Annotated in this window: 11 protein-coding genes and 1 rRNA gene; 7 read left to right on the forward strand and 5 right to left on the reverse strand. The window is 37.7% G+C overall.

The genetic code is table 11. The features are described 5' to 3' along the window. Positions 1-92: 92 nt before the first annotated feature. The gene (locus BLR27_RS17040; protein ID WP_090706903.1) at positions 93-512 is read left to right on the forward strand and encodes a GxxExxY protein; all 420 of its coding nucleotides are present in this window, start codon (positions 93-95) and stop codon (positions 510-512) included. A 128-nt stretch (positions 513-640) separates the two neighbouring features. Here BLR27_RS17040 and BLR27_RS17045 read toward each other — a convergent pair whose 3' ends face one another. The 3 genes from BLR27_RS17045 to BLR27_RS17055 all read right to left on the reverse strand — a co-directional run bounded on the left by BLR27_RS17045 (position 641) and on the right by BLR27_RS17055 (position 3,045). Then, the gene (locus tag BLR27_RS17045) at positions 641-1,036 is read right to left on the reverse strand and encodes a hypothetical protein (protein ID WP_090706905.1); all 396 of its coding nucleotides are present in this window, start codon (positions 1,034-1,036) and stop codon (positions 641-643) included. Positions 1,037-1,181: 145 nt separating this feature from the next. Next, entirely contained in the window at positions 1,182-1,772 is a 591-nt protein-coding gene (locus tag BLR27_RS17050; RefSeq protein WP_090706906.1) for a vWA domain-containing protein, read from the reverse strand. A gap of 157 nt (positions 1,773-1,929) precedes the next feature. Further along, on the reverse strand, positions 1,930-3,045 hold the full coding sequence (locus BLR27_RS17055) for a hypothetical protein (protein WP_090706908.1): 1,116 nt from the start codon (positions 3,043-3,045) through the stop codon (positions 1,930-1,932). Between the two features lie 254 nt (positions 3,046-3,299). Here BLR27_RS17055 and BLR27_RS17060 point away from each other — a divergent pair, with 254 nt between their 5' ends. The 6 genes from BLR27_RS17060 (at position 3,300) to BLR27_RS17085 (ending at position 8,497) form a co-directional block, all read left to right on the forward strand. Then, positions 3,300-4,076 (forward strand): glycoside hydrolase family 25 protein, encoded by a 777-nt coding sequence (locus tag BLR27_RS17060; RefSeq protein WP_090706909.1) that lies wholly within the window; start codon positions 3,300-3,302, stop codon positions 4,074-4,076. Positions 4,077-4,275: 199 nt separating this feature from the next. Then, positions 4,276-4,530, forward strand: coding sequence for a type II toxin-antitoxin system HigB family toxin (locus BLR27_RS17065; protein WP_245704546.1), 255 nt, complete (start codon positions 4,276-4,278; stop codon positions 4,528-4,530). Between the two features lie 10 nt (positions 4,531-4,540). Continuing rightward, positions 4,541-4,891: a helix-turn-helix domain-containing protein gene (locus BLR27_RS17070; RefSeq protein ID WP_245704547.1), complete on the forward strand. Its 351-nt coding sequence runs from the start codon at positions 4,541-4,543 to the stop codon at positions 4,889-4,891. Positions 4,892-5,211: 320 nt separating this feature from the next. After that, a complete protein-coding gene (locus BLR27_RS17075) occupies positions 5,212-6,342 on the forward strand; it encodes an acyltransferase family protein (protein WP_090706914.1) in 1,131 nt (376 codons plus the stop codon). 65 nt (positions 6,343-6,407) lie between these two features. Beyond that, on the forward strand, positions 6,408-7,010 hold the full coding sequence (locus tag BLR27_RS17080) for a 3-keto-disaccharide hydrolase (protein WP_090706916.1): 603 nt from the start codon (positions 6,408-6,410) through the stop codon (positions 7,008-7,010). A 110-nt stretch (positions 7,011-7,120) separates the two neighbouring features. Beyond that, on the forward strand, positions 7,121-8,497 hold the full coding sequence (locus BLR27_RS17085; RefSeq protein ID WP_090706917.1) for a Gfo/Idh/MocA family protein: 1,377 nt from the start codon (positions 7,121-7,123) through the stop codon (positions 8,495-8,497). Between the two features lie 72 nt (positions 8,498-8,569). Here the strand turns inward: BLR27_RS17085 and BLR27_RS17090 are convergent, their stop codons facing one another. Then, positions 8,570-9,550, reverse strand: coding sequence for an acyl-ACP desaturase (locus BLR27_RS17090; protein ID WP_090706919.1), 981 nt, complete (start codon positions 9,548-9,550; stop codon positions 8,570-8,572). 396 nt (positions 9,551-9,946) lie between these two features. After that, positions 9,947-10,034: ribosomal RNA gene (gene rrf, locus BLR27_RS17095) — 5S ribosomal RNA — on the reverse strand; the annotation flags it as partial.

Raw genomic sequence — 10,034 nt, forward strand, 5'->3', positions numbered from 1 at the left:
CTGATTAATTGATTAGTATGATTAGAAAACAAATTATTAATCAGGGTAATCCCTAAATCATACAAATCAGTGGTCCAGACAAGATAAATAATATGATAAAGGAAGAATATAAATACTCAGATCTGACATCTAAAATAATTGGATGTTGTATGACAGTTCATCGGGCTTTGGGGAACGGTTTTCAAGAAGTAATTTATCAGAGAGCATTAAAAATTGAAATGGCAGACAATGGAATTTCTTTTTCAAGGGAACATGAAATGCCCATTTTCTATAAAAACGAACAAATTGGCACACGGAGAGTTGATTTTTTAATTGAAGATATCATTTCAGTTGAATTGAAAGCCGTTAATAAACTGGAAGATGTTCATTTAGCTCAGGGAATCAATTACCTCGAAGCATATGATCTGGAAGTTGGCTTATTAGTCAATTTCGGTTCAAAAAGTTTAGAGTTTAAAAGACTGATAAATAGTAAATTTAAACAGAAGGATCAGGGTAATCCGGCAATCAAATAAATCAGTGGTCCAGACAATTAAAACAATGTCTGAACTGTGATTAAGATGATTAAATGATATGTATGATTATTAAACAGATTAATAATCAGCGCAATCCTCAAATCACCGAAATCAGTGGTCCAGATAATTTAAGTCATATCCTTAATCCTGCATTTCATTCTTTCGATATCATTTTGAAGATCTCTAAGCTGAGCCACATACTCATATTTCTGATTTTCAACGAGACACAATTTTAATATTTGAATTCGCCGCAATTCAGCGTCCAGGCAATTGGTAATGGCATCAAGATGTGGTTTTAAATAAGGCTGAAATAATAAGTTCATCTTTTCAACTTTTTCCTTAACTCCATAAGCATCATTTTCAAGATCTTGCAACCATGGCAGTGCTTTTTCATCCTGGTTAAATTTAGCAAGTCCCCGAAGTTTGATAAAGGATTGAACTATATCAGAAAACGCATAATGCATTTCTTCAAGTCCCTCATTTACTATTTCAAAGGGGGCCTTTCTAAATTTATTTTCTGCCATCTAAAACGAATTATTATTATCAGCGATGATTCAATTAAGATCAACACAAATAAAAACATTGTCAATGCCATACTAGGTCGTGGTGATTAAAATATATGAGTATTTTTTTAATTTTCACAAAAGGGAACAGATAGACCCTACGATATTATTTCGACCTCACATCCTTCGCCCTATCCCCCATCTTCTTCATCATCACATTCAGTCCATCTTTACTATAATCCCAGTTATCTGCCTGCTCCATTGCTATTCCAATACCCTGCGCTTCGCCAAAAGAGTCAATATTTGCTCCGAAAAATTGAAACTCCCAGCCTTTATTCGTTTGTAACTGACTGATCAGTGCGCTAACTTGTGCTCTGTTATACTTAAGACTGGCATTTTCCTGCCCGTCGGTAATAATGAAAACCAAAACTTTATCCGGAGCTTGATTCGCCGGAAGCATAAAATGAGTTTCCATCGCTGTTTTAAGGGTTAGTCCTACTGCATCTAAAAGTGCGGTATAACCATTCGGCTGATAAGATTTACTCGTTAGCTTGCCAACCTGCTGTATTGCCTGCCTTAAAATTGTTGTTTCAAGGCCCTGATTAAATTGAACCAGACTAAAATTACAAAGCCCCGGTTCCAATTTTTGTTCTTCAATAAACTGATTTAGTCCTGAAATAGTTTCAGCCTGTAAAATTTCCATAGATCCTGATTTATCCAGGATGCAAATAATTTCGGTGCTTGTTTCCTTGTTCATAATTCTTAAATTTTATGAATCAAAGGTGGGCTGAAAATTGGGGTTTGGCGAATTTCTACAAGCTTGTAATGAATTCATGCTTTCCACAAGAGAAGCAAATCACTCCTAATTGTCAAAGGACAATAGAAATAAATACAGTGTCTGAGTTGCAGTTGAGCTATACCGACAAACGGTATTCTTCATCAATATGAATATACTCAACTGCCAGCCCTATGCAAAATGCCGATCCGGGTTCTCCCTTGATCGTATAATGAGAGCCCATCTCCTTTCCCAGCAATCCTCTGAGCTTTCTGTTTAATGCAGACTTCTTTTCACTGAATGAATTACTAAATGGGTCAACCAGACTGGTAATTCTTTTTCGAATTTTCTTATCGTCATCATGAACTGAAAACCTTCTGTACAGTGACAGTAATTCGTTTCTATGATCGGATAACTCATTCAGCCGAACCCCTTCTGAATGTAATAAATAAAAAACATAGAGGGTCATTTCGAGCCGTGTAAGCTTTATTTCAAGATTTCCAATATCCGGAAAGACCAGACGCCGCTGATGATTGAGTTTAATTGGAACAAGTTCACAATTACGCTTTAAACTCTTCCTGAATAGAAGCTGCTTCCGCATACCTTCAAAAATATGTAATGCCTGTTCGATAACCTGATCATGGACATGCTCATCTATTAACTTTTGATGACACGACTTACATATATCTGCTGTTTTGAGCTTGAGCAGGACATTGCTTTTTTGAAGGCAAAGATCATTCATGCAACCAATCGGAGGTTCATGAAACCATTCTTCCGGCTTGTTAAAATCAGGCTTCATCAGGCATCGCAAAACATTTGCCATTACTTCGTAGGCTATGGGATATTGAACCGGGGCATCAGTAAACAATTCCCAATCATCGCAATGCACAAAAGCATTCCTTTTCTGCTCAAACATGCTAAACCAGTTCATCGAGTTCATTCGCTCGGTCAGCAGGATTACAAAATCTTCCTTAGGCGGTTTAACAGCATCCCGATAATGATGACATAGCGAGAATAATTCCTTCCAGCTTAATGGCATCTCTATTTCACTTAAGTAGAATCTCTTCTTCTGTGAGTCAAAATCCCTGATATCCCGTGAACGCATTTCCCTGGTAAGAAAGAAAAAGTCCTCTTTTTTAAACTCAATTTGTGAAGAAACAAAGTTGACTGGTCCGCCGAAACTCCGGAGCACATCTATAACTTCTATGAAATTTTCTGCAGGGTAATCGGGACTTTTTATAAGATGTACTTGCATGATTTTGTTCAGAGAATTATTGATTTCAAGGTATAGAAATTATTTGATTGCAAAGGAGCATGTAAAGTATTAAGAAAGATTTTTACAGGAAGTATTCCCTTCGATTTGCTTACAATTGTGCAAGAATTGAATCAGGATTATAATCAGGTATTTGTCAGCGTACTTAAAAAAAACAACACCCTCGTACGCTATCTTGCAATCAATAAATTGAAAGAATCTGTCCAAAATTAAATCCACAACTTGCACTTGATGAAATGAATCAACCTAAACGCAGAAAGTCTGGAACAAAAACCATTTTTAAGTTTCTGGGAATGTTTATACTTTTCTGTAGTTTATGCATTTCGGCTTTAATGCTCTACAAACCTGTACGAAGAAATGTTCAGAATTTTATCAGTTCAATTAATTTTGGAATAAATGACACCCGACCACCTGAAGGCTTTCCTATCCATGGAATAGATGTTTCAATTTACCAGCTCTGGATAGACTGGGAAACAGTTTCCGAGCAAAATCTGATCAAATTTGCCTTTATTAAAGCAACTGAAGGAGAAAATCTTGTTGATAAAGCATTTAAACGCAATTGGAGAAAAAGCAAACAGCACGGAATAAAACGGGGCGCCTACCATTTCTTCCGTCAGGAAAAAGGAGGGAAGGTACAGGCTTTAAATTATCTATCAACTGTCGATTTTGAAAAGGGTGACCTCGCACCTGTGCTCGACATCGAGGTTTTTAATGGTGGTTCAAAAGAAAAGTGGTACCAGGATATTGATACCTGGTTGCGAATAGTAGAAGAAAAAACCGGTAAGAGGCCCATTATCTATAGCGGCGTTGCATTTTACAGGCTGCATTTGGAATCCCGTTATAAAAACTATCCTGTATGGGTGGCGAATTACAACAGAAAAAAACTAAGATCCGGCTTAAAATGGCATTTTTGGCAGCATACCGACCGCGCTAAGATCAAAGGAATAGCTGTACCTGTAGATCACAATGTTTTTAATGGCCCGGAAACAGCAATGAACGAATTGTCGTTTTAATGGCCTTGAAATCATTGTTACTGGTCAAATTTATAAATAGCAAGGAACCTTTTTACTTATAAGTGAGGTAGCAACTAAACCCAAAAAATATTCCTGATCATATCCTGTACAGCTTCAAAATAAATATTCCCAATTTGGGAACTTTCCTTATCTTTGTAACGTGAGAGTAATTGCGAAAAAGACTCTAAGGGAGTTTTGGATGAAACACAGCGATTGTGAAGAACAATTGAAGTCCTGGCATAAGGAAGCTATAGAAGCAAATTGGAATTCACCACAGGATATAAAAAACGATTATCCATCTGCTAGTTTTCTTCAGGATAATAGAGTTGTTTTCAATATCAAAGGAAATAAGTATCGCTTGATTGTGAAGATTAACTATGATTTCACCATGATTTGGATACGATTCATTGGAACTCACGCAGAGTATGACAAAATAAACGCATCAACAATTTGAAGCCATGGTAATGAAAGTAATCAAAACAGAAAAAGAATATCAGGCAGCTATGAGCCGGCTTGAAGAAATTTTTGATAGCAAAAAAGATTCAAAAACAGCCGATGAACTTGAATTACTGTCATTACTGATTGAAAAATATGAGGATGATACAAGTCCAATTGATCTTCCAGACCCAATTGAAGCAATTAAGTTCAGAATGGACCAGCTTGGCTTCAAACAAAAAGATTTAGCTAAAGCAATTGGATTGAAAAGCAGAGTAAGTGAGATTTTGAATAAAAAAAGAAAGCTAACAATTGACATGATAAGAAAACTTCACGATACACTGGGAATTCCAACAGACGTACTGATAAAGGAATATTGATAAAATTTAAGGTACTAATATGCGTCTGGCAGCATAACTACAGCGCTAAGATCAAAGGAATAGCTGTACCTGTAGATCACAATGTTTTTAATGGCCCGGAAACTGCTATGAACGAATTGTCTTTTTAAGGATATTGTTTATTTAGATAATCAGCCAAATTTTGAGATATTCTAAGAAATCAGGACTAAAAACCAAATTTCCACCCATCCCAGACAAAATTACCTCAAAACCAATCTAAAAAGTCAGAGATTTCTCAAAAGTTCGAAAATAATGTAAATTGGTTCTGTAATATCCATAAGGATCAATCCAATTTCGTTAAAATGAGCAATTCTCCATCACGTTTTTTGTCACTTGATGTATTCAGGGGCATGACTGTCTGTTTCATGATTATTGTAAATACTCCGGGAAGCGGTGCCACCCCATTTGCTCCCTTGCTGCATGCGGCATGGCATGGTTTTACGGTAACCGACCTTGTTTTTCCTGCCTTTTTATTTGCTGTTGGCAATGCACTAAGTTTCACAAAGGGAAGACAAGCCAACGAAAGCGGAGTATTTTTAAAGATTCTAAAGCGAACTGCCTGGATCTTCATTTTAGGTTATCTCCTTTATTGGTTTCCTTACTTTAAGGCTGATGAAACGGGTCAATTAATTCTAAAACCAATCAGCGAGACCAGAATATTCGGCGTATTGCAGCGAATTGCCCTATGTTACTTTTTTGCAGCTTTGATGATCCATTATTTATCATCAAAAAAGATCATCATATTAAGTACGCTGTTTCTTTTGGGATACTGGATCATTCTGCTTCTTTTTGGCGACCCGGCCGACCCATACAGCATGCTTGGTAATGCCGGACACTACCTTGATAAATTTTTAATTGGCGAAAGCCATCTTTCAAAAGGCGAGGGAGTGCCATTTGAAGCACAGGGAATTTTAAGTACGATGCCAGCTGTTGTACTGGTTATAATAGGCTATTTCGCAGGAAAATTCATTCAGGAAAAAGGCAAAAATTATGAAAGCATCGCTAAAGTACTATTAGTTGGAGCTGTCATGATATTTATTGCATTATGCTGGGACAGTGTATTACCGATCAATAAAAAACTCTGGACAGGATCATTCATTCTTCTTACAAGCGGCTTAAACCTGGTAATTCTTGCAGGATTACTGTATATCGTAGAAATAAAAACCTGGAATTGGGGTAACTGGACTTATTTTTTTACTGTTTTTGGCAAAAATCCACTCTTTATCTATCTGCTTGCTGAAGTGTTAAGCAGGGTTTTCAGCTTAATAAAGATCGGCGGGGATACCAGTCTCCGTTCGCTACTTAGCAAAAGTATTTTCCAAAATATAGCCCCTGGTCCATTGGGCTCATTATTATTTGCAATTTCATTTATGCTTATGTGCTGGCTGGTGGGATTATGGATGGATAAAAACCGGATCTATATTAAAGTGTAATTTCTATACTACAGGTTTTGAAAACGTTTTTTAAAAACTATATTTATTTATAAATCAAACAAACTATGATGAAGTACGTATTATTAATTTTTTCTTTCTTTTTAATTTCTGCAGGTGCACAGGCACAGAAGACAAAAAAGCTATTTAATGGTAAAGACCTGACAGGATGGACCATTCACGGTACCGAAAAATGGTATGTTGAAAAAGGCTATCTGATCTGCGAGAGTGGCCCCAAAAAGGAATATGGCTACCTGTCAACTAATAAAAACTACAAGAATTTTATCATGGAGTATGATTTCAAGCTTGAAGCCAATGGCAATAGCGGTGTATTTATACGCTCTAATATTGATGGAACAAAGATCAGTGGCTGGCAGGTAGAAGTTGCTCCTCCGGGAAATGGTACAGGAGGAATATACGAATCCTATGGCAGAGGTTGGTTAACAAAACCAACTGCAGAGGAAGAATCAGGACTTAGTCCGGATGGTTGGAACAAAGGAAAGATCGAGGTTAATAATGATGAAATTACTACCTGGCTGAACGGAAAACAAATTTCTCATCTAAAGGATGCTAAAATCGGAGCAGGGAATGGTTTTATCGCATTACAAATCCATTCAGGTGGAGGCATCAAGGTAAGATGGAAAAACATCAAGATAAAAGAATTGAATTAATTTTAATTTAACAGGCTATTAATAGCCTTAATACAAAAGAAAATCCAAGAATGAGCCTGCATTTTGCGGGCTCATTCAACATAAAAGCACTTAAATAAAAATATACAAGAATGAAAACCAGTCCCGAATCGTCCCGCAGAGGCTTTATAAAAAAACTTGCTACGTCTACAGCAGCTGTTGCTGTTGGGAGCAATGTTCTTGCATCAACTACAGAAAGTAACAAAACAATAATCACTATTCCCAACAGGCAAACAATCAGTGCAAATGACAATATTAACATTGCCCTGATCGGTGCCGGAGGAATGGGTACCGGAGACACGGTTACTGCATTGAAAGTACCAGGAGTGAAACTTGTTGCTGTATGTGATCTGTACGATGGTCGTTTAGAGGATGCAAAAAAGCGCTGGGGACAGGATATTTTCACAACAAGATCTTACAAGGAAATATTAAGCCGTTCAGATATTGATGCAGTTATTGTGGCTACTCCGGATCATTGGCATCAGCAAATATCAATCGATGCGATGCGAGCAGGCAAACATGTTTATTGTGAAAAACCAATGGTTCATGATATTACCGAAGGCCCTGCAGTGATCAAAGCACAGAAAGAAACCGGAAAAGTTTTTCAGGTAGGCAGTCAGGGAGTATCCTCACTGGGAAATGAGAAGGCAAAAGAACTATTGAAAGATGGAGCAATCGGTCAGCTTAACTTTGCAGAAGGTTTTTGGGCTCGCCACTCACCTGGAGGAGCATGGTCATACCCGATTCCGGAAGATGCATCAGCTCAAACCGTTGACTGGGAAACCTACCTAAGCAATACTACGAAACGTCCATTTGACGCAAAACGTTTTTTCAGATGGAGAAACTATCGTGATTATGGCACAGGAATGTCAGGAGATCTGTTTGTTCACCTGTTTTCAAGTCTGCATTTTATCACAGACTCATTTGGTCCGAATAAAATATATTCTTCAGGAGGTTTAAGGTATTGGAAGGATGGCAGAGAAGTACCAGATGTACTTTTAGGCATATTTGACTATCCCGAGCAGGCACAAGCTCATCCTGCATTTAACTTATCTTTGAGATGTAATTTCATTGATGGAACCAGTGGAAATACGATCCTTAAGCTAATAGGAAGTGAAGGAGCAATGGATATTGGCTGGGATAGTGTTACTCTTAGAAGAAACAAAAATTTCTCTTCAGATGATCCATTCTTTATTGAAAACATGAAGAAGGCTGGAACACCACTAACTGATAGAAAGAGGATCCTGCCACAGGAAGAATATACATTTGCAGCAGAAAAAGGATACATGGGAGGGCCATATGACCATTTCGTTAATTTCTTTAATGCCATTAAAAACAATGGTAAGGTTGCAGAGGATGCCATTTTCGGATATCGTGCAGCAGCACCTGCATTATTATGTAACGATAGTTATAATAATGACACTGCCATTTTATGGAATCCTGAGAAGATGCAATTAGTTAAGAAATAGTATAGCCTTAAAAGAAAAAACCCGATCAGTTTAAATACAGATCGGGTTTTTTTGAAATATTATATGGGATAATTATCCGGCTATCCAGCTGAACTTATATTCAAGAGAAGGATTTTTCATTCTTTCAGCCACTCTAAGTAAGCGATCAGGTAAATTCATGACATAATCACGCGCCTTTTCACCGGCTTCATTAAGATCACGCACTTTTTCAATATGCCATTCATCAATCAGTTGTTTCATGATCTGTACATAGTCTACTGCGGTATAAACACCTAAACGTTGTGCAGCATCGGTAAAATGACCGAATGTCTGACCCATTTGCAAGCCAACTTCACGAAGGAAGTGTGCAGGCATTACGATCTTATTACGCATCATATCTTCAAAAGCAATCATTGCTTCACTTGGATCCACTTCAAAAATACGGAGCATAAAATCTTTATATGCTTTTGCATGCCTTGCCTCATCAGAAGCAATTACACCGCACATTTTCGACAACAGGGTATCACCATCAGCTTTAGCTAATGAGGCAACCCTTCTGTGTGAAATATTTGTGGCGAGTTCCTGAAAACTGGTATAAATAAAATTACGATAAGGGTCATGTCCTGTACCAATATCAAATCCATCAGCAATAAGATATTGTGTAGAAATTTCCATCTGGCGCATATCTACACGGCCTGACAAATAAAGATATTTATTAAGCAGATCACCATGACGGTTTTCTTCTGCAGTCCAGTGTCTTACCCATTTCATCCAACCACCCTGCTCATCTTTTGATATCCCATCGACCATAGTCAACCAGGACTCATAAGTTGGAAGAGCCTCTTCTGTGATCGTATCACCTATCAGAACAGCAACAAGATCATAAGAAAGAGCCTGTGCATTTTCTTTAAGATCCTTTATCTCTGAATAGAATGTATCACGCGTTGAATCAGGCAAAAAATCAGAAGGCTGCCAGTTAGTTTCAATAGGCTTTAGGTATTCATGCATTTTCTCGAGCATATATTTTTCAATATGCATTAATACCTCTCTACGGGATCCTATATTGATATTCATTTGTATCGGTTATTTTGTAAATATACGGATTAAGGCTGATTTGACGACATGAAAATGTCAAAATCCTTTCTGACTTTCGTCAGAATGACACTCATGACTTTCGTAAGAATGACACTCATGACTTTCATCAGGATGACAAATCCCTACAAAATGAACAGAAAGAGCCCTTGCCATTGAAGAACTAAACGGAATATACTATTAAGCACGCCTTTTGTCAAGCTAGCGAAAGCCTTCTTGTCATACTGAGGTACATCAGGGCAGGAAACAAAAAAAAGCCCAGTACAATGAAGTACTGAGCTTTCGTTTAATCCCGATAGCTATCGGGATGGGCACCGACCCTTGGTAAACTTAGTATAACAAAAAAGCCCCAATCTTACGAAAGGGGCTTTGTTTAAAATTGGGCACCGACCTACTCTCCCACCTGTTACGGCAGTACCATTGGCTCTGGCGGGCTTAACTTCTCTGTTCGGAATGGGAAGAGGTG

It is taken from the genome of Daejeonella rubra (assembly GCF_900103545.1).
GTDB classification, from domain to species: Bacteria; Bacteroidota; Bacteroidia; order Sphingobacteriales; family Sphingobacteriaceae; genus Daejeonella; species Daejeonella rubra.